Source organism: Christiangramia oceanisediminis (assembly GCF_022570735.2).
GTDB lineage: Bacteria > Bacteroidota > Bacteroidia > Flavobacteriales > Flavobacteriaceae > Christiangramia > Christiangramia oceanisediminis.
On the sequence record NZ_JANCNS010000001.1, the window covers coordinates 1,421,719 to 1,446,634 of the forward strand.

Sequence of the window (24,916 nt, forward strand, 5' to 3'; positions counted from 1 at the left end):
TAATCCTTTTCTAACATCTATAATTTTAGATTTGAGAAAAGGATTTTTAATTTTAGTGAAAACCAACCAGTTATGTCAACATTATTCACCAAAATCATAAAGGGAGAGATCCCTTCGTACAAAGTTGCAGAGAATAGCCAGTTTTTGGCTTTTCTGGACATCAGGCCTAATGCAAAAGGGCATACCCTCTGTATTCCCAAAAAGGAAGTAGATAAGGTCTGGGACCTCGATGCCGAAGTATATCAGGAATTGATGCGATTTTCGCGTTGTGTGGCGATCGCGCTGGAAGAGATCGTACCGTGTAAACGGGTTGGAATGGCCGTAGTTGGGCTGGAAGTTCCACATGTTCATGTGCACCTCATTCCTTTGAATAAAATGAGTGATATGGACTTTTCCAACAATGTTGAAATGAGCGAGGAAGAATTTAAAGAACTTGCCGCAAAGATCGCCTCAAGAGTAGACCTGTGAGCACCGAAAAAGATTTCAAATTAAGTCTCGAGATTCGAATAGACTGGAGTGACCTGGATATGTATGAGCATGTGAACAATGTTTCATATATGAGATATCTTCAAAGCGGGAGGGTAAACTTTTGGGAAGCTAGCGGGATCCACGAATTTTATCGAAATTCAGACCAGGGTACCATGCTCGTATCCACAAAGTGCGATTTCAGAAAACCGCTCTTCTACCCGGGGAATGCGGTGATTAAAACCCGGCTGGACTTTATAGGCAATAAAAGCTTCGGGCTTGAGCATATCATCCTGAACGAAAAGAACGAGATCTGTGCAGAAGGAAAGGATGTGGTAGTTTGCTTTGATTTCAGCAAAAATGAAACCTTCGTCATTCCAGACTGGCTACGGGAAAAGATCTCAGAATATTAAACCTTTTTCAGGCTTATCTGGAAAGTGGAGCCTTTATTGATCTCACTTTTTGCCACTTTGATCTTGCCGCGGTGATACTCTTCAATGATCCGCTTTGCAAGGGAAAGGCCCAGTCCCCAACCTCTCTTCTTACTGGTTTGACCAGGTTCGAATATAGACCTAAACCGATTCTTTTCGATCCCTTTTCCCGTATCGCTGATATAGATATGCGCCTGTTTTTGGTCCTGTTTGATCTCGATTCGTAAACTACCTTTCCCTCTCATGGCATCGATCGCATTCTTCACCAGGTTTTCGATGGTCCAGCTGTAGAGTTGTTCATTCAGGTTCACATAGATGGGTTGCCTGGGTGTTTTAAGACTGAAGTCTATGAGGGTCGAACTTCGGGCCTTCAGGTATTCGAAGCTATTTCTGGTGGCTGCTACAATATCGGTTTCCGGAAGATTAGGTAGCGAGCCTATTTTTGAGAAACGCTCGGTAATGGTCTTTAAACGCTCTATATCCTTCTCCATTTCTTCTACATAAGAAGGATTCACGTTTTCAGCTTTCAGAATTTCGGTCCAGCCTATAAGTGAACTTAATGGTGTACCTATCTGGTGAGCGGTTTCCTTGGCCATCCCCGCCCATAATTTGTTTTGTTCACTGCTTTTAGTAGTGGTGTAGAAAAAATAGACTACTCCTACGAATAGAAAACCAATAAGGGTAAGGCCAATAGGATAATACTTGAGTTTATTCAGAGCCGGTGAATTGCCGTAATAGACATACTGGATTTGCCCGTCGCCAAGATCAATGTCTATAGGCTCATTTTCATCCCTAAGATCTTCAAAGTAATCCTGCAATCTTTCCCGGTCTTCCAGGATTTCAGGATCGATATTGGTGGTATACTCGATCTCGCCATGCTCATTGGTGTGAATGATAGGAATACTGGTGTTATTGTTCAGAATTTCCAGGACAAGGTCCAGGTCGGCATCTTCAGGGGCATGTGCCAGTTCTTCCTGGGCCTTGGCCCAGATGTTCATTTTAGCCCGTTCATCTTCTTTGAGTCGCTGGAAAAAGATGCTGGTGTTCCACAATACGAGAATGATGACCGCAAGACAGGATATAATGATAAACCAGCGGTTGAAGTTGCGCTCGTCGGGTAGATGCATGAATGATTCCGGCTTTTTAACGAAAATAAATATAAGCGTTTTAAATCTATTTTTATTGTGAGACATCGCTTTTCATTCCTTGGCTGTTTCTTTATCTTTGGCAAAAATCGAAATTATGCTCAGCCTGGAACCTAAAGACCTTAGCGTTGGAAAACTGCATCAATACCTGTTGGGAGCTGTTGGGCCCCGGCCTATTGCCTTTGCCAGCACTATAGATGAAAAAGGACGGCCAAATCTTTCGCCATTTAGCTTTTTCAATGTTTTTGGATCCAATCCGCCTGTATTGATCTTTTCTCCTGCAAGAAGGGGAAGGGATAATACCACGAAACATACCTTTGAAAATGCCAGGAAAGTAGATGAGGTAGTGATCAATATCGTGAATTTTGATATCGTTCAGCAAATGTCATTATCCAGTACAGAATATGCTGAAGGCGTTAACGAATTCGATAAGGCAGGTCTTACCATGCTGAAATCTGATCGGGTGAAACCATTCAGGGTTGCTGAATCTCCTGTACAATTCGAATGTAAGATCAAGGAAGTGGTGGAAACTGGATCTGAAGGAGGAGCGGGAAACCTGGTGATCTGTCATGTGGTAAAAATGCACATCAGGGAGGAGATCCTGGATGATAATGGCTACATAGACCAGTATAAGATAGACCAGGTGGCTAGAATGGGAGGGAACTGGTATACCAGGGCCCGTGAGGGAATGTTTGAAGTTCCAAAGCCGCTATCCACCCTGGGAATAGGAATTGATGCTATTCCTGAACATATCAGGACCAGCCGTGTTCTAACGGGGAATGATCTTGGTAAACTAGGAAATGTGGAGGCACTGCCAGAAAATGGTGAAATTGAAACTTTTCTGAATGAGAATAATGCAGAAGCATCTCTGGTTAAAGAAGGAAAAGTAGAAGAAATTCATAAGAGAGCTCAGGTATACTTGGAAAGGAATGAACCGGAAAATGCCTGGAAAATATTATTAGCAAAATAGAAGAAATGGAAGTACAAGGAAAGATCAAAATCATTGGAGAAACAAAAACCTTTGGAAACAATGGTTTTCAGAAGAGAGAGGTAGTGATTACTACAGAAGAGCAATACCCACAAACCTTAATGATAGAATTCGTTCAGGACAAGACCAGCCTTTTGGATAGTTATAAAGTTGGTCAGCCTGTAAAAATTGGGATTAACCTGAGGGGCCGCGAATGGGTAAGTCCGCAGGGGGAGACCAAATACTTTAATTCTATTCAGGGTTGGAGAATTGAAAATCTTGCCGCTCAGCAGCCAGGTGGGCAAAATGTGCCGCCACCAGACCAGTTCGAGCCTGCTAGCGATCTCAACGAGGAGGATTATGATGACCTTCCTTTCTAAAATTTGACGTTCTGAAGTGATTTCAGAATCTCAGGTTTAAATTATTTAGGCCATACAACTCCCAATGTTGGGATGACAGAAGAAAAAATTTAAGTCCGGTGCTTCCATGTAACCGGACTTTTATATTTTAAGGAGCATTAAAATCTACAGTTTTTGTATTTCATAGGACCAAATGATGAATTGCCCTCGGCCAGCCTGGCAGATGAGGATGGGTTGCTGGCAGCAGGCAGGGATTTAAGTCCTCAACGCCTTAAGGAGGCGTATAATAAGGGTATATTTCCATGGTATAGCGAAGGTCAGCCCGTGCTTTGGTGGTCGCCAGATCCGCGAATGGTGCTTTTTCCGGAAAATCTTAAGATCAGGAAAAGCATGAGGCCTTTATTGAAAAGAGAAAGATTCCGGGTAAGCTTTAACCATGAATTCGAAAGAGTGATCGATGAATGCGGGAAGATCGATCGGAAAGGCCAGGACGGCACCTGGATCACTCCTGAAATTAAAGAAAGTTACCTTCAGCTGCATCAGGAGGGCATTGCCATCTCGGTTGAAGTCTGGGATAACGAACAGCTTGCGGGTGGCCTGTATGGAGTCTATTTAAAGGAGAAAAAAATGTTCTGCGGCGAAAGTATGTTCTCCCGGGTGAGCAATGCTTCAAAATTCGGTTTTATCAGGCTGGTTCAGCATTTAGAAAAAGAGGGAGTGAGGATGATAGATTGCCAGGTTTATACCCGTCACCTGGAAAGTCTAGGCGCCGAGGAGATTTCAAGGAAAGAATTCCTGGAATACCTTAAATGATCATAAACTGATGTTCAGGCCGGTGTAAAAGAACAATTCGTGCCTGGTAATTTGATTATAATTGGCCAGGCGGTATTCAGTTCCCATATCCAATTTGGTGCCTTTGGCGAGTTCTCTCCCCAGGCTCAAGCCAATTCTTTGCTCCAGTCCCGGTTTACGGTCAGATCCAAAACTTAAAAGGGCTTCGGTATTTCCAACGAGGAAAAATTCATTTTGATCCAGTCGTTCTCCGCTTAAAGGCAGCTCTAAAGTAAACTGATATCGGGTCCTGTAGCTGGTAGTTGCCCGGAATCGTTGCTCAAACCGGAATCGTTGCGCCACTTTTAAAGCATTATACTTCCTGGACCTGCTGTATTGCTCGGTAAGTCTTATTTCGTCTGCAGAATTATCCTCAAGAAGTTCATTGAATCGATAACGGACTCCAAGACTTAACTTGCCGTAAAAACCAACCTCGTAACTAGTAAAATGACTTAATTCCAAAAACCTGGCGTCGAATAGTGTCTCACCTTCTGAATGGATCAGGTTACGGTTGGCGATTCCAAAATTGAAGGACCACCGGTTGGGCCTGTCAAGGTTCAGGCTAACATCTGGTTCAAGAAATGAGCTGAAATTCTGGGATTGAGCCTGGAAGCCCAGGGTCATAAAAAGGACAAGAAGACCAGTTCTAAAAAATGAGGTAGTCATAGGAATTCCTGATTATTTCACGTTCGCTCACAAAATTTCCATCGGAATCAAACAGCATTTCGAATTTCTTCAGTTTTCCGTCGTTCTTGGTGGCGACAATTAGCTCGTAATTATCTGGGGTGACATTTTCGTTTATACCACCTGGTAACACTGCTGAAGTATGTTTGTTTCCGGCGAGATACTGTGCCTGTATCTTTTCGATCTTGAACCTGTCATGTTGAGTTTCGAGGTAATTTTCAATTTTTTCAAGCAAATCCTTTTGGAGTTCCCTCTTTTTTAAAGTCACTTCAATATCTTCAAGTTTGCCGTTCTTATTGAACTCAACACTATACCTGTTTCCCTGAAATTTGAATTTGGATTCATAACTTTCCTTTTCACCATCTGTTTCGTAATAATTTCTCAACTTACGATGATTCTCTGGTAGATTATCCTGAATATATCTCTGAGCAGCTTTTGGCATTTCCAGTAGGTCAATATCTTTTTCCCGCTCAATCTTTTTGTCCTGCGAGAGTGCAAAAATGGGCAGAAAAAGTAAAAAGCTCAGTAACATTTGTTTCATAGGACTTCTATTTTGCTTCCAAGTTCCTTTATTCTTTCATGCCTGAAGCATTCTTTTTCATGATCGTTCACCATTCCGGTTGCCTGCATATGGGCGTAGATCACGGTAGATCCAACGAATTTAAAACCTCTTTTTTTAAGATCTTTGCTCAAAGTATCACTTACTTCAGTAGTTGAAGGGGCTTTTTTGTAATCTTCGATTTTGTTCTGCATGGGCTTGCCCTCTACAAACCGCCAGATATACTTGCAAAAACTACCAAATTCGTCCTGTATCTTCATAAAAGCCTGGGCGTTGGTAATGGTGGCCTTTATTTTCATCTGGTTCCTGATGATTCCAGCATTCTGCATTAATTCACTCACTTTCGGCTCTTTGTATTGTGCAATTTTCCGGTAATCGAAATTATCGAACGCTTCCCTGAAATTATTTCGTTTTCTCAAAACGGTAATCCAACTTAAGCCAGCCTGAAAGGTTTCAAGGATCAGGAATTCGAACATTTTGTCATCTTCCAGAACAGGTACTCCCCATTCCAGGTCGTGATAGGCCTCGTAAAGATCATCGCCTTCGCACCAACCGCATCTTTTGGGTTCTTGCATAGTATCAGGATTTAAAATAATAGGTAATAGTTCCAGGCTGTGAATCCCTGCCGGCAAGTTTTGTGAATTTTGCACCTGCCGAATATTCAAGGGCGCGTTCCAACAGGCATTCGTTAGTAGTATTGGAACTACGCCGATTAATAGAAGTGTCTATGACGTAACCACTGGCGTCAACGGTGATATTGACCACCACTTTACCTGGCGTGTCACAGGTATAAACAGGATTAGGGATTTTTACCGCATTTCTGCCCTTCAGCGAAAAAGAGATCGAACTATAATCGTAGGCCGCTGAAGCCTGCGATTGCTCCTTTTCGGAATTATCGCCATCAGATCGCTGTTGCTTTTTATCAGAATTCTTTTTGTTTACCGCAATGCGACCTTCAGAATCAGCTGTATTCTCATTTTCGGTTTCTTCCTGCTGTGCACTGTTCTTTTCGAAGATCTCGTTCAGCCTTTTATTAAAATCGGCTTCCCGGGTTTCTTTGTCCTGGTTGTAGGCCTGGTGGGTCTGTACATTCCTGCGGGATTTAGGTTGGGGTGTTTCTTCTTCTGGTTTAAGCTCTTCTTTTTCTTCCACCTTGAACTGTTCCAGGTCTACCAGCATTTCGGCGGTCTCCTGGTTCCCGCTGGCCAGCTTGAAATTGTACAATGCCAGTATCAAAACGGCAAAGGACAGCGTGGTAAGGATAAGCGCCTTGTGCTTATCGAAAAACTTATCGAAAAACTCCATATCTAATTAACAGTCAGGGGACTTAATTATTCTCTCGTGAAGGTAGCAATTTTTCGAAAGATTCGATGCTCATGGCATTTTCTACGGAAAAATCTCCAATGGCCGTTCTTCTTAAGGCTGAAAGATGGGCGCCACTGTTAAGGGCTTGCCCGAATTCGTTGGCAAGGCTCCTGATGTAGGTTCCCTTGCTGCAAACCACCCTGAAATGAACCTTCGGAAACTCCTGGGTTTTGATCTCGAATTCCGAAATATCCACCTTCCTTTTCTTAACCTCAACTTCCTTGCCTTCCCGGGCATATTCGTAAAGTCTTTTTCCGTCTTTTTTTAAAGCCGAGAAAACAGGCGGGGTTTGCTCAATTTCGCCGATGAATTTTTTGACTGTTTCCTGAAGCAGCTCTTCAGTGATATGATCTATGGGGAATTTCTGGTCAATTTCGGTCTCCAGGTCAAAGGAAGGCGTAGTAGCGCCAATGGTAAAAGTCCCGGTATATTCCTTTACCTGTCCCTGGAGCTCCGGAATGGTCTTGGTGGACTTCCCGGTACAGATGATCAGTAGACCGGTGGCAAGCGGATCCAGTGTCCCGGCATGGCCAACCTTGATCTTTTTGATCTTGCAGCTTCTTTTAATGAGCCACCTCACTTTATTCACGAGCTGGAAAGAGGTCCAGTTCAGGGGCTTATCGAAAAGGAGGGTTTCTCCGGTTTTAAAATCTTCCAGGCTGAATTCCTTATTGCGCATATGCAAAAATAATGGCCCCGAGCCCCACTACAAAACAATATACCGCAAACCAGGAAAGTTTGCTCTTTCTTACCAGGGCGATCATCCAGGTACAGGCAGCAAGACCGGCTACGAATGCGGCCACAAAACCGATGGCCAGGATAGAGAATTCGGTGGAGCTTTCCATTAGTTCGCCGCTAAGGAGGTCTTTAGCGATCTTTCCGAAAATAAGCGGAACAACCATCAGGAATGAAAATCTTGCAGCTTTGGTCTTGTCGTTGCCGAGCAGAACCGAGGTAGAGATCGTGGCACCGCTTCGGGAAATTCCCGGAAGCATGGCTATGGCCTGTGAAACCCCAATCACAAAGGCGTTGAGGTAACTCACTTTTTTGCCAGTGTCTTTTGCCTTATCTGCCAGCCAAAGGAGGAGTGCAGTGATCAAAAGCATAAAGCCTACAAAAAGTATATTTCCGCCAAATAAAGCTTCTAATTGCTCTTCGAACAATAAACCTACGATCACAGCAGGTATCATCGAGATAATGATCTTGAGTGAAAACTGGGTTTCCTCGTTCCATTTGAAGCTGAACAGGCCTTTGATGATATCAAAAACATCCTTTCTAAATACTACAAGCGTGCTCAAAGCGGTTGCGAAATGAAGCACGACGGTAAACATCAGGGATTCTTCAGGAACGCTGGTGTCTCCTAAAATAGCTTTTCCCAGTTCTAAATGTCCGCTGGATGAAACAGGTAAAAATTCGGTAAGTCCCTGGATGATCCCAAGGATGGCAGCATCAAATGCGTTCAATTCAATTATTTTTTATGGGGATTCAACAAGATAGCGTAGACCTCGATCCCGAATCCAATCAGGACAAGAGCAGGGGCAAGCCGGATTCTCTGAAAATTATAGATCGCGTCATTGAATTCATTAGGATCTTCGCTCCCGCCGCCAGACATCAGGATAAAACCCAGGGCAATGACTGCCAGGCCAATGAACATGAAGGTGTAGTTCTTTTTTCCGAATACGAATCCAGTATTGAAACTTCCTTTTTTTCTATTTTCTGCCATATTATTATTTTATGCCACGAATGCACCAATAAACTATAAAACAATTCTTTGATGCGTTAATCTTTCGGGTTCAAAATTAGCTAATATCGCCAACTTATTGCCTGAAACCTTGAGATAATTAATACATTGAGCCACGTGCCTGTCATTTAAGGCCGCGACCGATTTAATTTCCAGGATGATTTTATCGTATACCACAAAATCTGCGATGTATTGATGAGGTAGTGCTAATTCCTTATAAATTACCTGATATTTCTTCTCTCTTTCGAACGGAATTTTCCTGGATCTCAATTCGTATTCTATAGCATCGGAATAAACTGCTTCCAGAAATCCGCCGCCTAATTCATTATGAAAGTCAAAAAGAACACCTATCAATTCGTAACTTTCTTTTTTATAGGTGAGATTTGCCATAATGCCCAATAAAACATTCGTGAATTAGTGGCCTGATGAAATATTAGTAGTAAAGTTCATCAGTTTTCAGGTTCAGGAACCGTGTGGTCGCAAAATACGTACTTATCCAGGTTATCACAATTCCCATCAGGAAAATACCTATGAACAGGCCTGCAAGCAGTTTTACATCACCAAGGATATTTAATTCTGAAAAGCTGTTATTCAGGTAATAAAGCACTGCAGCCATTCCTATTAACGCAAGTGCCGCACCAATTAGTCCCAGTTTAACGCTTTGCCATATAAATGGCCTTCGTATGAAGCCTTTGGTGGCTCCCACCATCTGCATGGTTTTAATGATGAATCTTTTTGAATACACCGCCAGGCGTATGCTGCTGTTGATTAGCAATACCGCGATAAAGGTAAAAACGGCACTCGCGATCAACACCCAGAAACTGATCTTTTTGACATTATCATTCAAAAGGGCGATCAGGGGTTTGTCGTACACCACTTCGTCTACGAAGTTCTTGGAGGTTAGATCATTGGCGATCTTATCAACCTGTTCTGAAGAAACAAAATCGGCTTTCATATATACATCTATAGAATTCTGCAGCGGGTTATACCCGAGAAATTCCATAAAATCCTCCCCGATTTCCTTACTATGCGCCTCGGCCGCATCTTCTTTTGAAACATAGGTGGTAGATTTTGTGTAATCTGCCATGGCCAGGCTTTTCTTAAGCTGCTCGATCTCCACTTCCTTGGCGTTGTCTTTCAGGTAAACCGTAAGTGCGATCTGTTCCTTAAAATGATCGGCCACTTTTTTGGTATTTAAGACCAATAGGCCCAGCATTCCCAATAGGAATAGAACCAGTGAAATACTGATAACTACAGAAAAATAGGAAGATATGAGTCGGCGTTTCTGATACCTTTCAAAAGATGTGGTCATATAAAGACTTCAGATTTTGTGTAAAAATAAGAAAGTTCAGGTTTCTCGAAATTAAAACGTTCAAAGTTTTGAAAATATTGGGAAACGCTCTTTTTAATATGATAATGCCATGCTGAGCATGTGAAAGCAGGTCGTTAAAAAGAGCACTTCGACAAGCTCAGTGCGACAGAAGATTTTCGAATTGTATGTCAGGTCGAGCGGAGTCGAAACCTATTTTTCATGGATTGGCTGAAAAAGAGGACTTCGACAAGCTCAGTGCGACAGTTAATTCTCGAATGGTATGTCAGGTCGAGCGGAGTCGAGACCTATAACTTAAAATAAACCAGTTTTACGTGAGAGTCATGCTTAGCCTGTCGAAGCATGAGATTAATAAATGCACTTCGACAAGCTCAGTGGGACAGATAAGTCATAAATCTTTAGTCATTTCGAGCGAAGCGAGAAATCTATTTGATACGACCAGATTTCTCAGTCGTCCCGAAGCGCCGGGACTCCTTCGAAATGACTTAAAGGATTAGTGTCAGGTCGAGCGCCTGCCTGCCAGTAGGTAGGGAGTCGAGACCTATTATTGATGGATTGGCTGAAAAAGAGGACTTCGACAAGCTCAGTGCGACATTTAGATTGTAGATCTTTAGTCATTTCGAGCGAAGCGAGAAATCTATTTAATATGACCAGATTTCTAAGTCGTCCCGAATCGTCGGGACTTTTTCGAAATGACTTAAGGTTTAGTGTCAGGTCGAGCGCCTGCCTGCCAGTAGGTAGGGAGTCGAGACCTAAGACTGGCAGCAGCTTTATAATTGAGCCAGTTTCGAACATGGCTGATTTTCGATTGGCGACTTTAGAAATAAAGAGTCATGCTAAGCCTGTCGAAGCATGAGGCCTAGAAAAAAAGCACTTCGACAAGCTCAGTGGGACAGATAAGTCATAAATCTTTAGTCATTTCGAGCGAAGCGAGAAATCTATTTAATATGACCAGATTTCTAAGTCGTCCCGAAGCACCGGGACTCCTTCGAAATGACTTAAAGGATTAGTGTCAGGTCGAGCGCCTACCTACTGGCAGGCAGGCGCTCGAGGTGAACTTTGGATTCGTATTTGGAACTGTGGGTAAAACTATTTTTTGTTTCCTAAATTTGATAAAAACAGAAATATGGAAATCCTGGTTTACGGAGTTGGAGGAGTTGGCGGTTATTTCGGTGGAAGATTGGCTGATGCAGGGCTGAATGTAAGCATGGTCGCCCGCGGTGAGCATCTAAAAGCCATTCAGGAAAACGGACTCGAAGTTGAAAGCATCAAGGGTAATTTCAAAGTCAACCCAAAGATGGTGACTTCAGAAGTTTCTGAAGTTCCGAAACCAGATCTCATTATTTTGGGTATCAAATCGTGGCAAATTCCAGAGGTAGCCATCGAGCTTCGACCCATCATCGGTGAAAATACGATCATTCTTCCCTTGCAAAATGGAGCCGATAATTATGAAAAATTGGTGGAGATCCTTCCGCAGAGGAATATTCTGGCCGGGCTATGTTTTATCGTGAGTTTTGTGGAGAAGCCAGGAAAGATCAGGCATGCTTCCTATGAGCCAAAGATCGTGTTTGGTGAGAAGGATAATTCTAAATCTGAAAGAATCCTGAAAATCCATGATATCCTTGACGAAGCCGGGATCGAAAACAAGATTCCAGACAATATCGACCTGGAGATCTGGAAAAAGTTCCTGTTCATTTGTACGGTTAGTGGCATTGGTGGGTTGACTCGCGTTCCCATCGACAAAATTAGGGAAAGCGAATTTTTGTACGGGATGATGCGCGATTCGGCCAAAGAGATCATCGAGGTAGGTAAGGCGAAAGGAATTCCACTAGATAATGAACACCTGGAGATGGTCTTCGAGATCATCAACGGGCAGCCAAGGGGGACTACTGCCTCAACCCAGCGAGATATCATGAACGGCAAAGCTTCTGAACTTGAAAATTTCAATGGATATATCGTTCGGGAAGGAGCCAGACTTGGTGTAAAAACTCCTGTGAACCGCTATATCTACGAATGCCTGAAACCCATGGAAGAGGCCGCGCGTAGGTCTTCACAATAGAGCTTCCAATCATTCCTTATAAGTCCCTGAAAATTGTATTTTTGCAGGCGATTACTCTAAGAGGTCGCTGCGAGGCAATAAAATGACCGAGGCAGTCTCTTAAATTTCAGAGATTGCGTCGCTTTGCTCGCAATGACTCTTATGAATATTGATAATAGTAAGATAGAAGATGAGTTACCACTTTAACAAGATCGAAGAGAAATGGCAGAAATACTGGGCGAAGAACCAGACCTTCCAAGCCAAGAACGATTCAGATAAACCAAAATATTATGTGCTGGACATGTTTCCTTATCCTTCGGGAGCAGGACTCCATGTAGGGCACCCGCTGGGATATATTGCCAGCGACATTTATGCCCGTTTCAAAAGGCATAAAGGATTCAATGTGCTGCATCCACAGGGTTATGATAGTTTCGGACTTCCTGCTGAGCAGTATGCCATTCAAACCGGTCAGCACCCGGCGGTAACCACCGAAAATAATATTGCCCGTTACCGTGAACAGCTCGATAAGATCGGGTTTTCGTTTGATTGGAGTCGCGAGGTGAGAACCAGTGATCCCGATTATTATAAGTGGACGCAATGGATCTTTATTCAGCTTTTCGAGAGCTGGTATGATCTGGAAGCTGAAAAGTCCAGACCGATCACCGAGCTTGAAAAGACCTTTTCTTCGGAAGGTAACTCTAGAGTAAACGCGGCCTGCGATGATGATATTGAAGAATTTTCTGCGGAAGACTGGAAAACTTATTCAGAAGACGAAAAGGAACGAATTTTATTAAAATACAGGCTTACATACCTGGCGGAAGCCGAAGTGAACTGGTGTCCTCAACTCGGAACCGTGCTTGCGAACGACGAGATCGTGAATGGAGTTTCTGAAAGAGGTGGATACCCGGTGGTTCGAAAGAAAATGACCCAATGGAGTATGCGAATTTCGGCTTTTTCTGAAAGGCTGCTTCAGGATCTTAATAAGATCGACTGGACCGAAAGTCTGAAGGAGAGTCAGCGTAACTGGATCGGGAAATCGGTTGGTGCCATGGTTCATTTTAATCTTTATGGAGAGACCCTGAAACAGGTTCAGGGTGACGGTCCTGCTGAACTCGTTTCAGCATCTCAGCCAAAAATCTCTGTATTCACCACCCGTCCAGACACCATTTTCGGGGTTTCCTTTATGACGCTTGCGCCGGAACATGACCTGGTTGAAAAGATCACTACCGAAGATCAGAAGGCAGAAGTCCAGGCTTATATTGAAGCGACGGCGAAGCGAAGTGAACGTGAGCGTATGGCTGATGTAAAGACCATTAGTGGTGTTTTCACCGGTGCTTATGCCGAGCATCCATTCACTAAAGAACCGGTGCCTATCTGGATCGGTGACTATGTTTTGGCAGGCTACGGAACCGGCGCCGTAATGGCGGTGCCCTGTGGTGACCAGCGTGACCATGATTTTGCAAGGCATTTCGATCTGCCTATCCCAAATATTTTTGAAAACGTGGACGTTTCGCAGGAAGCTTATGCGGGAAAAGAGGGCACGGTGATCGCTAATTCAGATTTTCTAAGCGGACTCAAATATAAAGAAGCGCTTCAAAAAGTGATCCTGGAACTGGAAAAAACAGGTCATGGTTACGGAAAAACCAATTACCGGCTTAGGGATGCGGTCTTCAGCAGACAAAGATACTGGGGAGAGCCATTCCCGGTTTATTATGTGAATGGTCTTCCAAAGATGATCGATCCAAAGCATCTTCCGTTAAGACTGCCGGAGGTTGAAAAATATCTACCAACCGAAACCGGTGAACCGCCACTTGGTAATGCGTCCGATTGGGCCTGGGACACAAAAAATAACAAAGTTGTTTCCAATAAGATGCTGAAACAAGTTCAGCATGATGAAAAAGGGGATGTCACGCCGAGCGGAGTCGAGGCGCATGAAGATAACGGAGTTTATCCTTTAGAGCTGAATACCATGCCTGGTTGGGCTGGAAGCAGCTGGTACCTGTTCAGGTATATGGATGCCGGAAACCCGGATAAATTTGTTTCAGAAGAAGCCCAGAAATACTGGGAAAATGTAGACCTGTATATCGGAGGTAGCGAACATGCCACCGGACACTTGCTATATTCAAGGTTCTGGACCAAATTTCTGCATGACCGCGGTTACTTGACCGTTGAAGAGCCTTTCAAAAAACTGATCAACCAGGGGATGATCCTTGGGACCAGCGCTTTTGTTTACAGGCTGGAAGGAGAGAACGTATTTGTTTCTAAGAACCAGATCAAGGGAAATAATGTACAGCCTATTCATGCCGATGTTTCTCTGGTAAATGCCTCAGATGAACTGGATATTGAAGGCTTTAAGAAATGGCGTCCGGAATTTGCTGATGCTAAATTTCTGACCGAAGATGGGAAATATATCGTTGGCAGGGAAGTGGAGAAAATGTCCAAGTCTAAGTATAACGTGGTGAACCCTGATGATATCTGCGAGGATTATGGTGCCGATACTTTAAGAATGTACGAGATGTTCCTGGGTCCGCTGGAGCAGGCCAAGCCATGGAACACGGCTGGTATTACAGGAGTTCATAACTTCCTGAAAAAGCTTTGGAAATTATATCATAATGGTGAGGAATTCGCGGTTTCAGATGATAAGGCTTCAGCCGATTCGTTGAAGACATTTCACAAGACCATCAAGAAAGTAACAGAGGACATTGAAGAATTCAGTTTCAATACTTCTGTTTCAACTTTTATGATCTGCGTGAATGAATTAACAGCACAAAGATGCAATAGCCGCGAGGTGCTTGAACCTTTGGCGGTGCTAATCGCACCCTATGCTCCGCATATCGCTGAAGAGTTATGGGAAAAACTTGGAAATTCAGAATCTGTTTCTACAGCAAAATATCCTGAGTACCAAGAAAAATACCTGGTGGAAAGCAAAAAGAACTACCCGGTATCCTTTAACGGAAAAATGAGGTTTACGATGGAGCTTCCCCTGGATATGAGCAAAGATGAGATCGAAAAAAATGTGCTGGAGGATGAACGAACAAAAAATCAGTTAGACGGTTCGACCCCTAAAAAAGTGATAGTCGTTCCGGGTAAAATTGTAAATATCGTAGTTTAACCCCCTTAAAAATATCAAATTGGGGTGTGAAATGTGAATTATTGCATTTTGCACCCCTTTTTTATTTTTCTTTCTTACTTTTCGGAAACCAAAAACTTCTATTATGAAAATCGGCATTCCGAAAGAGATCAAAAACAACGAAAGCCGGGTGGGGATGACTCCTGCCGGTGTCCTGGAACTAACCAAGCTTGGGCATGAAGTATTCATTCAGTCAACAGCTGGCGAAGGCAGTGGCTTCGATGATGAAGATTATCATGTGGCCGGTGCCACGATCCTGCCAACTATAGAGAGGGTTTACGAGCAGGCTGACATGATCGTCAAGGTCAAGGAACCTATCGAGCAGGAGTATCAGCTCATTCGTGAAGACCAGGTCATTTTTACCTATTTTCATTTTGCTTCTAATCAAAACCTTACAGAAGCTATGCTAAGAAGCCGATCAGTATGTATTGCATATGAAACTGTCGAGGACGAAACAGGAGCACTTCCTTTATTGACGCCCATGAGCGAGGTCGCCGGTAGGATGGCGATACAGCAGGGTGCAAAATATCTTGAAAAACCGGTAAAAGGAAAAGGATTGTTGCTGGGTGGTGTGCCAGGAGTTCCGCCGGGGAAAGTACTGGTACTTGGTGCCGGAACTGTAGGGATCCAGGCAGCTAAGATGGCAGCTGGTCTCGGGGCCCAGGTAACCGTTCTTGATGTAAACATGAATAAGTTAAGGTATGTGAACGATATCATGCCCAGTCATGTGGTCACCGAATTTTCCAATGAATATAACATCCGTAAACATATAAAAACAAGTGACCTGATAATAGGTGGAGTGTTGATCACCGGTGCAAAGACTCCCAAACTTATCACTCGTTCCATGTTGAAGGAAATGCAGCCGGGAACGGTGATCGTGGATGTTGCCGTAGACCAGGGAGGTTGTATCGAGACCACCAGGCCAACAACTCATGAAGAACCGGCTTATATCATTGATGATATCGTGCATTATTGTGTGGCCAATATGCCTGGTGCTGTTCCGCATACGTCAACAATCGCATTGACCAATGTAACGCTTCCTTATGTGCTAAGCCTGGCCGAAAACGGTTGGGAAAATGCCTGTGGAAAAGATCCTTCGCTGGCAAAGGGAGTGAATATTGTAAAAGGTAAAATAGTGTATGAGCCTATTCTTAAGGCTTTTGACTGGAATGAAGCTTTTGCCTGATTTTTTTAACCTAGATAAAGGTCGATAAGTCCCTCTGGAGTGATCACCTTTATCTGCTTGTTCTTCTTGTCAACCTTCTGAATGAACTCATCGTTCATTGGGATGAGGATCTGTTTTCCGTCTTTTTCGATCTCGAAAAGGGCCTGGGCTGTTGAATCGTTAATCGAAACGATCTGTCCTATGTTGCCATGTTCCGCATCGATCACGTCGAAACCAATGATCTCGTGGAAGTAGAATTTGTCTTCGGGAAGCTCAGGCAGCATGCTAAGAGGTAGGTAGAGTTCTGCGCCAACCATATCCTCGGCATCATCTTCGGTATCGATATCCTCAAATTTAACCCGGAGCAGAGTGCTTTTGTGAAGGGAGGATCTTTCAATAAAAAATGGAACCAGATTTTCATTGTATTCAATGAAAACTGATTCCATTTCAGTGTAAGTTTCAGGCTCATCGGTGTCCAGTTTTACCAGCACCTCGCCTTTAAAGCTAAATTTTCCAACGATTCTTCCCAGGTAGAAGCATTCTTCCTTTGTGATCATCGCCGGCAGCTATTTTAAGCGTCTTTTTTCTCTTCGGTGTTAGCTTCTTCTGCAGTTGCAGCTCCCACTTCTTCCTCAGCGCTTTCTACAGTAGCCTCATCGGTTGCTGCAGCAGTTCTTTCAGCTTCAGCAGCTTCAGCGGCAGCAGCCTCTGCTTCTTCTTTTGCTTCGGCTTCACGCTTAGCGTTCACTTCTTTTTCAGCTTCAAGAGCTTTTGCTCTTTCTTCTTCTTTAGCTTTTTCTACTGATTCTTTTTTAGAACCAATCTTACCTTCTTTTTCGTCTAACCAGGCCTGGAATTTCTCCTCAGCCTGCTCTTCGGTCAAAGCGCCTTTTCTCACACCTACTGCTAGGTGTTTCTTAAGAAGGGCTCCTTTGTAAGAAAGGATCGCGCGAGCAGTATCTGTTGGCTGGGCACCATTTTGCAACCATGTAACAGCTCCGTCTACATCTAGTTCGATAGTAGCAGGATTCGTGTTAGGGTTGTAGATTCCCAATTTTTCCAAAAATTTACCGTCTCTTTTTGCACGAGCATCAGCAGCGACAATCCAGAAAAAAGGTTTTCCTTTTTTACCGTGTCTTTGTAGTCTTATTTTTACTGGCATAAAAATTAAATTTTGGGGTTCTCGACCCCGGTTATTAATAAGGTCTGCAAAGATACTACATTTTTCTAATTATCAAGGTTTTCTGGGATTAATTTAAAAAGGGCTTAATGCGTGAAAATCCCTACTGGATTTAAGCTTGAATTAGGAAGAATTTTCGTTAAAAATCAGGACTGCTGTTAAAAGAGGTTAATTAATGCTAAACCCTGTTAAATAGGTTGTTAAGTGGGGTTTGCACTTTTATCTTTATCGGAAAGAAAAACCAAAAATTGTTATGAGTTATTCAGATAAAATTGCTGGAAAATTAAATGAATTATTAGAAAAGAATTATGATGCGGAAAAAGGTTATAAACTGGCCGCTGAGAAAGTGAAAAGGGAAGATCTGAAGCGATTCTTCACTCAAAGAGCGCAGGAGCGATATGATTTTGGACATGAATTGAAGTCTGAGATCAAAAATTTTGGAGAGACTCCGGACAAAGGTTCGAGTCTTGCTGCGGATGCTCACCGTTCCTGGATGAATCTCAAAGCCAGCCTCTCTAATGATAAAGATGAGTCAGTGCTTGAAGAAGCTGTACGAGGCGAGAAGAAAGCCGTAGAGGAATACGAGGACGTGATCAATGAATCGGAGATCCCCGTATCTACCAAACAAGTTCTTGTAAAACAAAAAAATGGAATAGTTGCCGCTCTTAATGAAGTGAAAGCTTTGGAAGATCAGGCTTAAGATTAACTACTATAACATCTTTCGGGAAATCACCCCAATGAACACGATATCGAAGGAATGTGAACATACAGATGCGAGCAATGTTTGATTGAAGTAGTAGTAGTTTTTAGTGTTCGTATCAGGCCTCACATCGATCTGTTGATCAGATCTTTGTGAGGCTTATTTTTTTGGTTGATAATTCTTGAAAACTATGTTTTAAATCAGCCATAAAGTTCCCTATTTTAGCCGGAATGGTTTAAGTTTGCAAACCATTTTTTATTCTTCATAAAGGCTTAAAATACAAAGGAATGTACCTTATTTTTGATACTGAAACCACCGGACTTCCCAAGCGCTGGGATGCCCCTTTAACCGATTCAGATAACTGGCCACGCTGTATACAGATCGCCTGGCAGGTACATGATGAAATGGGTAGGCTTGTGGAAAGCCAGGATTACCTGGTGCAACCAGATGGCTTTGATATTCCTTATGATTCTGAACGTATCCATGGAATTTCAACCGACCTTGCCAGGGAGCAGGGAATTCCTTTAGACGATGTTCTGGAAAAATTCAATACCGCTCTACAGAAATCCAAATTTGTGGTTGGCCAGAATGTAGGTTTTGACCTGAATATTATGGGTGCGGAATTCCATAGAAGGAATTTCGATAACAACCTTCAGGAAATGCCTGTTCTGGATACCTGTACCGAAAGAACCGCGGAATTGTGTAAAATTCCTGGTGGTAGAGGTGGAAAATTCAAATTGCCAACTCTTACGGAACTTCATGAATTCCTTTTTGATGAAGCCTTTGCCGAAGCGCATAATGCAACGGCCGATGTTGAGGCAACCACGCGTTGTTTCTTGGAGCTTATTCGCCAGCGCATCTATACTGTTGAAGAGCTGGACGTACCTGCCGATTATTTCGAGAACTTTTCTGAGAAGAATCCAAACCGGATCGAGCTAATAGGTCTGAAGCATATCAACCTGAAAAAAGCTTCCGATAAGATCAGGGCAAGGCTGGAAAAGCAACAACCTTCAGATGATATTTCAAAAGAAGAGATCCAGGAAAACCTGGAAATGCTGGACGAGGTTCCTTTTGCCCATTTGCATAATCATTCCCAGTTTTCGGTATTACAATCTACCATAAGTATTCCCGATCTTGTTGCTGCGGCAGCCGAGGAAGATATGAGTGCTGTTGCCCTTACCGATCATGCCAATATGATGGGAGCCTTTCACTTTGTGAAAGAAGTTGGCACCTATAATAAAAGTATCAAGGAGCATAACGCGACTGCCGAGGAGAATGGTGAAGATCTGAAGAAGCCTTTAAAAGCGATCGTTGGATGTGAATTTTTCGTCTGTGAGAACCACGCCGATAAAAGCCGAAAGGATAATGGTTACCAGGTTGTAATGCTCGCTAAGAATAAGAATGGTTATCATAACCTGGCGAAAATGTCTTCCATGGCCTATACAGATGGATTCTATTATGTTCCACGTATAGACAAGGAAGTCATTAAAAAATATAAAGAGGATGTGATCGTCCTTACCGGAAATCTTTACGGAGAGGTTCCAAGTAAAATTCTGAATGTTGGTGAAAAGCAGGCCGAAGAGGCTTTGCTATGGTGGAAAGAAGAATTTGGAGAGGACCTGTATATAGAGATCATGCGTCATAACCAGGAAGATGAGAACAGGGTTAATCCTGTACTCGTTGAGTTCTCCAAAAAACATGACATAAAATTAGTAGCGACCAATAACACCTATTACTGGAAACAGGAAGATGCCAATGCCCACGATATTTTGCTTTGTGTAAAAGACGGGGAAAAGCAGGCGACTCCAATTGGTCGAGGAAGAGGATATCGTTACGGACTACCTAATACAGAGTATTACTTTAAGTCTGGTAACGAAATGAAGAAGCTATTCAAGGACCTGCCTGATGCGATTTCGAATATCCAGGAGATCGTTGATAAGATCGAACCTTTTGAACTGGCGCGAGACGTTTTACTTCCAGCTTTCGAAATTCCGGAAGAATTCCAGAGCGAAGAAGATAAGGTCGATGGAGGAAAAAGAGGAGAAAATGCTTATTTGAAGCATATTACTTTTGAAGGTGCTAAAGATAGATACGGCGAGATCACCGATGATATTGCCGAACGACTCAATTTCGAATTATCAGTAATTGAGAACACCGGTTACCCTGGTTACTTCCTGATCGTGGAAGACTTTATTCGAGCTGCTCGTGAAATGGGTGTTTCGGTTGGGCCGGGCCGTGGATCGGCAGCCGGTTCAGCGGTGGCCTACTGCCTTGGAATTACCAATATCGATCCCATTAAGTACGACCTGCTTTTTGAGAGGTTTCTGAATCCGGATCGTGTAAGTATGCCCGATATTGATATCGACTTTGATGATGAGGGCCGAAGCCGGGTTATGGATTATGTGATCAAGAAATATGGAGCCAACCAGGTTGCGCAGATCATCACCTACGGAACCATGGCTGCGAAATCTTCCATCCGTGATACAGCTAGGGTACTGGACCTTCCTTTAATGGAGGCAGACAGGATCGCGAAGCTTATTCCGAATACCAAGCTTGGAAAGCTTTTCGCCATGGACGATAAGACCATCAAGTCCAAATTCCGTGGGGATGAAATTGAAAAAATTAACGAGCTCTTCAATATTTCTGAAGGAGATGACCTGGAGGCTGAGACCATCAACCAGGCCAGGGTATTGGAGGGGTCGGTTCGAAATACCGGGATACACGCCTGTGGGGTGATTATTACCCCCGGTGATATCACCAATTACGTTCCGGTATCGGTTGCCAAGGATTCCGATCTTTATGTGACCCAGTTCGATAACTCGGTCGTGGAAAGTGCGGGACTACTAAAAATGGACTTCCTGGGTCTTAAAACACTGACCTTAATTAAGGATACCGTAAAAATTGTAAAAGGAAGACATAATATAGACCTGGACCCGGATAGTTTTCCGCTGGACGACGAGGAAACCTATAAGCTGTTCCAGAGAGGGGAGACGATAGGGATATTCCAGTACGAATCTCCCGGGATGCAGAAGCATATGCAGTCGCTAAAACCAACCGTTTTTGATGACCTTATTGCCATGAATGCCCTATATCGTCCTGGACCTATGGAATATATTCCAAGTTTCATCGCCCGTAAACATGGGGAGGAAGAGATCTCTTATGACCTTCCCGAAATGGAAGAGTACCTGGAAGAAACCTACGGGATTACGGTCTACCAGGAGCAGGTGATGCTTCTGTCACAAAAACTGGCTGGATTTACCAAGGGTGAAGCCGATATGCTTCGTAAAGCCATGGGTAAAAAGATCGCTGCACTTCTTGCAGAACTGAAACCGAAATTCATTGGTGGTGGAGAGGAAAAAGGACATCCAACCGAAGTTCTGGAGAAGATCTGGAAAGACTGGGAAGCCTTTGCTTCCTATGCATTTAACAAGTCTCACTCCACCTGTTACGCATGGATCGCCTACCAGACGGCCTATTTAAAAGCGCATTATCCCGCGGAATATATGGCGGCGGTGCTTTCGAATAATATGAACGATATCAAGCAGGTCACTTTCTTTATGGAGGAATGTAAGAGAATGAAGCTGAATGTACTCGGGCCCGATGTAAATGAATCGTATTACAAATTTTCTGTAAACAAGGATAACGCTGTTCGGTTTGGAATGGGTGCGATCAAGGGTGTTGGCGCAGGAGCCGTAGCCACGATCGTAGAGAACAGGAAAACAAAAGAAGGCCCGTATCGATCTATTTTCGATATGGCTAAAAGAATAGACCTGAGGGCAGCCAATAAAAAAGCATTCGAGAACCTGGCCCTGGCCGGGGGATTCGATGGGTTTGGTGGAACCCACAGGGCACAATACTTCCATGATGATGGGAGCGGCATGAGCTTCCTGGAAAAGGTGGTGAAATATGCCCAGAAGTTCCAGGAAAACCAGAATTCATCGCAGGTGAGCCTTTTTGGTGAAGCCAGTGATGTTCAGATCCCGGAGCCAGAAGTACCGCCTTGCGAAGAATGGGGAACCATGGAAAAGCTTCGAAGAGAGAAAGAGGTAGTTGGGATCTATATTTCGGGTCACCCGCTGGATGATTTCAAGATCGAGATGAACTATTTCTGTAACGGGAAATTATCAGATTGCAGAGATCTTGAATCAATTGTAAATCGAGAACTAACCATTGGTTGCGTGGTGGTAGACGTGCAACACAGAACTTCCAAAAATGGGAAAGGATGGGCGATCTTTACCGTCGAAGATTACGATGAATCCTATGAGTTCAAGATCTTTGGGGAGGAGTATTTGAAAATGAAGCACTTCTTTGTTCCGAACAACTTCATTCATATGCGGATCTTCGTCAAGGAAGGCTGGACTAACAAGGATACCGGTAAAAAAGGTGAGCCTCGAATACAATTCAGGGATATTAACCTGTTGCATGATGTGATGGACAAGAATGCCAAGAAATTGACCATTCAGCTGAACATTGATGACCTGAAGAACGAGAAGATCGAATGGCTAAGGGAAACCTTTGATATGCACAAGGGCGACAGCAGGCTTAACTTTGTGGTCTATGAAATGAAAGAGCAGGTGAAGCTGCATATGCCAAGCCGAAAGCAAAAGGTTAGGATCTCCCAGGAACTGATAGAAAGCCTGGAGCGGGAGCAATTTATGTATAAGCTGAATTAGATCTTATTATATCGTTATCCTGAACTTGATCCAGGATCTATTGATGAGAAGCTGAAACAAGTTCAGCTTGACGTTTTAATTTTTAATTCGGGCCAGGGATTGAGGCGAGCTACCGCGTAGTGCCGAAAGCCCGGTTCCTTGGAGCGAAGCGGAGAGGAAGGCCCCCAAATAGGCCTTAACAATAAGCTTATAGTCAAATAAAATATTGGGGGTGTAAGGAAAATTTATTTTATTGACTACTTTTACGAATCAAATTAAAAACACAGAAAAATAACATATTATGGCTGTAGAAATAACTGACGCGAATTTTGAAGAGCAGGTGCTAAAAAGCGATAAGCCTGTAATGGTAGATTTTTGGGCTGCATGGTGCGGACCTTGTAGAATGGTTGGACCGATCATTGACGAACTAAGTTCGGAATATGAAGGGAAGGCTGTTGTAGGAAAGCTGGATGTAGACGCAAACCAGGAATTCGCGGCTAAATATGGTGTAAGAAATATCCCAACCGTACTGGTATTTCAGAACGGAGAGGTTGTAGGTCGCCAGGTAGGTGTTGCGCCTAAGCAAACCTATGCAGATGCAATTGACCAGTTATTGTAATAACTGATTATATATAAATTGAGGCCTCGCTAAATGCGGGGCTTTTTTTATTCATAAAGTATAGCTACTTTAAGGCTTAGAATGAATATAGAAAAAGAGCTACATGAAACGGGTGGTTTCCTAAACCTGGACCTGCTGGCGAGGCAGGTGGTGGAAGGTTATATTTCGGGCATGCATAAGAGTCCGTTTCACGGCTTTTCTGCTGAATTTGCCGAGCATAAGATCTATAATTCGGGCGAAAGCACCCGGCATATCGATTGGAAACTATTCGCGAAGACCGATAAGCTGTATACCCGCCGATACGAGGAAGAGACCAATTTAAGGTGTCATTTGATCTTGGATAATTCGGCCTCCATGCATTACCCCAAAATGAGATCCCAGGGTTTGAATTCGCTCAATAAGATCGGGTTTTCGGTGCTGGCCTCGGCCTGTTTGATGGAGATCCTGAAGAGGCAAAGGGATGCGGTAGGTGTCAGCATCTACAGCGATGAATTCGAGTTTTATGCGCCGGAAAAATCCAGTGAAAGGCATCACCATATGTTATTGGACAAGATGAATGGGATCCTGAAGCAAGGTGCTAAAAAAAAGACAACAGATACCTATACGTTTTTGCACCAGATCGCAGAAAAGCTTAAGAGACGGTCCCTGATCTTCCTTTTTACCGATATGTTCCAGGCAGATGCCGACGAGGACAAATTATTTGAAGCTTTAAGACATTTGAAATATAACCGGCATGAAGTGATCCTTTTTCATGTTTTTGATGAAAAGCGGGAGCTGAATTTTGATTTTGAGAATACTCCAAGGCGATTTACCGATGTGGAAACCGGGGCTGAGGTGGACCTGTATTCAGAAAATATTCGTGAGAATTATAAGAAAGCGGTGAAATCCTTTCTTTCGGATCTCAAAATGCAGTGCGCAAAATACCGAATTAAGTATGTGGAAGCAGACATCAATAAAAATTTTGATAATATCATGACGACCTATTTGCTTGAAAAACAAAAATTTGGATAGGATCGAAAAAAATCCCTTGAAAAATTTCAAAAAAAGGTTTGGTGAATCTAAAAAGGGGCGTATATTTGCCCTCGCCTAACAGAAAAGATAGGCAAGCAATAAAGCAACGGTCTGGTAGTTCAGTTGGTTAGAATACCTGCCTGTCACGCAGGGGGTCGCGAGTTCGAGTCTCGTCCAGACCGCAAAACAAATAAAGCTCCTATGAAACTGGGAGCTTTTTTTGGCACTAAGATTTAGTTGTGTTGTTTGTCTCAGGAGACTGGGACGTGTAGTTAACCGAGTTATAATCCTGTGTTGTGAGGATTTTGGTTAACCAATGAAAAGCTTTTTTCCATTTGATGGAAGAAGGCTTTTTTGTTTTATAGACCTTTCCGTTATTCTCTGCTGTTTTAGTGTCCTGAAAATTACAATTCAGGAAATTGAAACTTTTCAGCTTCATCTTCAGTACTGGATTCACATCATCAAATCAAAATATTTTTGCCTGGTTGAGAAAATGAAGCAATTATGGTATTCAAAAGTAACCCAGGATAATTTTTGCTAATTT

General features: G+C 43.2%; 24 protein-coding genes and 1 tRNA gene. 13 read left to right on the top strand and 12 right to left on the bottom strand.

Annotated features, from left to right (window positions below):
• The first annotated feature begins 72 nt into the window (after window positions 1–72).
• Entirely contained in the window at window positions 73–468 is a 396-nt protein-coding gene (locus tag MKO06_RS06420) for an HIT family protein (RefSeq protein WP_241549883.1), read from the top strand.
• Window positions 465–878 (top strand): acyl-CoA thioesterase, encoded by a 414-nt coding sequence (locus MKO06_RS06425; RefSeq protein ID WP_241549885.1) that lies wholly within the window; start codon window positions 465–467, stop codon window positions 876–878. Before MKO06_RS06420 ends, MKO06_RS06425 begins: the two co-directional genes overlap by 4 nt.
• On the opposite strand, the gene MKO06_RS06430 is transcribed toward MKO06_RS06425, so the two are convergent.
• Window positions 875–2,023 carry a sensor histidine kinase gene (locus MKO06_RS06430; protein WP_241549887.1) on the bottom strand — a complete coding sequence of 383 codons (1,149 nt, stop codon included), beginning with the start codon at window positions 2,021–2,023 and terminating at the stop codon, window positions 875–877. The genes MKO06_RS06425 and MKO06_RS06430 overlap by 4 nt on opposite strands.
• Window positions 2,024–2,138: 115 nt before the next feature.
• On the opposite strand from MKO06_RS06430, the gene MKO06_RS06435 reads away from it, so the two are divergent.
• The 3 genes from MKO06_RS06435 to aat all read left to right on the top strand — a co-directional run bounded on the left by MKO06_RS06435 (window position 2,139) and on the right by aat (window position 4,180).
• Entirely contained in the window at window positions 2,139–3,011 is an 873-nt protein-coding gene (locus tag MKO06_RS06435) for a flavin reductase family protein (protein ID WP_241549888.1), read from the top strand.
• A 5-nt stretch (window positions 3,012–3,016) separates the two neighbouring features.
• Window positions 3,017–3,388 (top strand): DUF3127 domain-containing protein, encoded by a 372-nt coding sequence (locus MKO06_RS06440; RefSeq protein ID WP_241549890.1) that lies wholly within the window; start codon window positions 3,017–3,019, stop codon window positions 3,386–3,388.
• 153 nt (window positions 3,389–3,541) lie between these two features.
• Window positions 3,542–4,180: a leucyl/phenylalanyl-tRNA--protein transferase gene (aat, locus tag MKO06_RS06445; RefSeq protein WP_241549893.1), complete on the top strand. Its 639-nt coding sequence runs from the start codon at window positions 3,542–3,544 to the stop codon at window positions 4,178–4,180.
• On the opposite strand, the gene MKO06_RS06450 is transcribed toward aat, so the two are convergent.
• The 9 genes from MKO06_RS06450 to MKO06_RS06490 are packed head-to-tail and all read right to left on the bottom strand — an operon-like array spanning window position 4,181 to window position 9,859.
• On the bottom strand, window positions 4,181–4,864 hold the full coding sequence (locus MKO06_RS06450; RefSeq protein ID WP_241549895.1) for a DUF2490 domain-containing protein: 684 nt from the start codon (window positions 4,862–4,864) through the stop codon (window positions 4,181–4,183). It abuts the gene before it with no gap.
• Entirely contained in the window at window positions 4,845–5,423 is a 579-nt protein-coding gene (locus MKO06_RS06455) for a hypothetical protein (protein ID WP_241549897.1), read from the bottom strand. The genes MKO06_RS06450 and MKO06_RS06455 overlap by 20 nt, the downstream gene beginning before the upstream one ends.
• Window positions 5,420–6,016, bottom strand: coding sequence for a DNA-3-methyladenine glycosylase I (locus MKO06_RS06460; protein WP_241549904.1), 597 nt, complete (start codon window positions 6,014–6,016; stop codon window positions 5,420–5,422). Before MKO06_RS06460 ends, MKO06_RS06455 begins: the two co-directional genes overlap by 4 nt.
• 4 nt (window positions 6,017–6,020) lie before the next feature.
• Entirely contained in the window at window positions 6,021–6,746 is a 726-nt protein-coding gene (locus MKO06_RS06465) for an energy transducer TonB family protein (protein ID WP_241549906.1), read from the bottom strand.
• 22 nt (window positions 6,747–6,768) lie between these two features.
• Window positions 6,769–7,485 (bottom strand): tRNA pseudouridine(55) synthase TruB, encoded by a 717-nt coding sequence (truB, locus tag MKO06_RS06470; RefSeq protein WP_241549908.1) that lies wholly within the window; start codon window positions 7,483–7,485, stop codon window positions 6,769–6,771.
• Window positions 7,475–8,269 carry an undecaprenyl-diphosphate phosphatase gene (locus tag MKO06_RS06475; RefSeq protein ID WP_241549910.1) on the bottom strand — a complete coding sequence of 265 codons (795 nt, stop codon included), beginning with the start codon at window positions 8,267–8,269 and terminating at the stop codon, window positions 7,475–7,477. The genes truB and MKO06_RS06475 overlap by 11 nt, the downstream gene beginning before the upstream one ends.
• A 5-nt stretch (window positions 8,270–8,274) precedes the next feature.
• Window positions 8,275–8,529, bottom strand: coding sequence for a DUF3098 domain-containing protein (locus MKO06_RS06480; RefSeq protein ID WP_241549911.1), 255 nt, complete (start codon window positions 8,527–8,529; stop codon window positions 8,275–8,277).
• A 33-nt stretch (window positions 8,530–8,562) separates the two neighbouring features.
• Window positions 8,563–8,937 carry a GxxExxY protein gene (locus tag MKO06_RS06485; protein ID WP_241549913.1) on the bottom strand — a complete coding sequence of 125 codons (375 nt, stop codon included), beginning with the start codon at window positions 8,935–8,937 and terminating at the stop codon, window positions 8,563–8,565.
• A gap of 43 nt (window positions 8,938–8,980) precedes the next feature.
• Window positions 8,981–9,859, bottom strand: a complete 879-nt coding sequence (locus MKO06_RS06490; RefSeq protein ID WP_241549916.1) for a cell division protein FtsX — start codon at window positions 9,857–9,859, stop codon at window positions 8,981–8,983.
• A 1,144-nt stretch (window positions 9,860–11,003) separates the two neighbouring features.
• Between MKO06_RS06490 and MKO06_RS06495 the strand changes: the two genes are divergently transcribed.
• From MKO06_RS06495 to ald, 3 genes are all read left to right on the top strand, one after another.
• A complete protein-coding gene (locus tag MKO06_RS06495; protein ID WP_241549917.1) occupies window positions 11,004–11,936 on the top strand; it encodes a ketopantoate reductase family protein in 933 nt (310 codons plus the stop codon).
• Between the two features lie 169 nt (window positions 11,937–12,105).
• Complete coding sequence (locus tag MKO06_RS06500; RefSeq protein ID WP_241549918.1) at window positions 12,106–15,027, top strand: leucine--tRNA ligase; 2,922 nt, start codon at window positions 12,106–12,108, stop codon at window positions 15,025–15,027.
• A 103-nt stretch (window positions 15,028–15,130) separates the two neighbouring features.
• On the top strand, window positions 15,131–16,231 hold the full coding sequence (gene ald, locus MKO06_RS06505; protein ID WP_241549921.1) for an alanine dehydrogenase: 1,101 nt from the start codon (window positions 15,131–15,133) through the stop codon (window positions 16,229–16,231).
• Between the two features lie 5 nt (window positions 16,232–16,236).
• On the opposite strand, the gene rimM is transcribed toward ald, so the two are convergent.
• Together rimM and MKO06_RS06515 are read right to left on the bottom strand one after the other, a co-directional pair.
• Window positions 16,237–16,764, bottom strand: coding sequence for a ribosome maturation factor RimM (gene rimM / locus MKO06_RS06510; protein ID WP_241551033.1), 528 nt, complete (start codon window positions 16,762–16,764; stop codon window positions 16,237–16,239).
• A gap of 17 nt (window positions 16,765–16,781) precedes the next feature.
• Window positions 16,782–17,372, bottom strand: a complete 591-nt coding sequence (locus MKO06_RS06515; RefSeq protein ID WP_241549923.1) for a 30S ribosomal protein S16 — start codon at window positions 17,370–17,372, stop codon at window positions 16,782–16,784.
• A 271-nt stretch (window positions 17,373–17,643) separates the two neighbouring features.
• Here MKO06_RS06515 and MKO06_RS06520 point away from each other — a divergent pair, with 271 nt between their 5' ends.
• The 5 genes from MKO06_RS06520 to MKO06_RS06540 all read left to right on the top strand — a co-directional run bounded on the left by MKO06_RS06520 (window position 17,644) and on the right by MKO06_RS06540 (window position 24,554).
• Entirely contained in the window at window positions 17,644–18,090 is a 447-nt protein-coding gene (locus tag MKO06_RS06520) for a ferritin-like domain-containing protein (RefSeq protein ID WP_241549930.1), read from the top strand.
• A gap of 287 nt (window positions 18,091–18,377) precedes the next feature.
• Window positions 18,378–22,763: a DNA polymerase III subunit alpha gene (gene dnaE, locus MKO06_RS06525; protein ID WP_241549934.1), complete on the top strand. Its 4,386-nt coding sequence runs from the start codon at window positions 18,378–18,380 to the stop codon at window positions 22,761–22,763.
• A gap of 280 nt (window positions 22,764–23,043) precedes the next feature.
• The gene (gene trxA / locus MKO06_RS06530; protein ID WP_241549937.1) at window positions 23,044–23,361 is read left to right on the top strand and encodes a thioredoxin; all 318 of its coding nucleotides are present in this window, start codon (window positions 23,044–23,046) and stop codon (window positions 23,359–23,361) included.
• A gap of 81 nt (window positions 23,362–23,442) precedes the next feature.
• A complete protein-coding gene (locus MKO06_RS06535; RefSeq protein ID WP_241549939.1) occupies window positions 23,443–24,372 on the top strand; it encodes a DUF58 domain-containing protein in 930 nt (309 codons plus the stop codon).
• A gap of 108 nt (window positions 24,373–24,480) precedes the next feature.
• A tRNA-Asp gene (locus MKO06_RS06540) sits at window positions 24,481–24,554 on the top strand.
• Window positions 24,555–24,916: the final 362 nt, after the last annotated feature.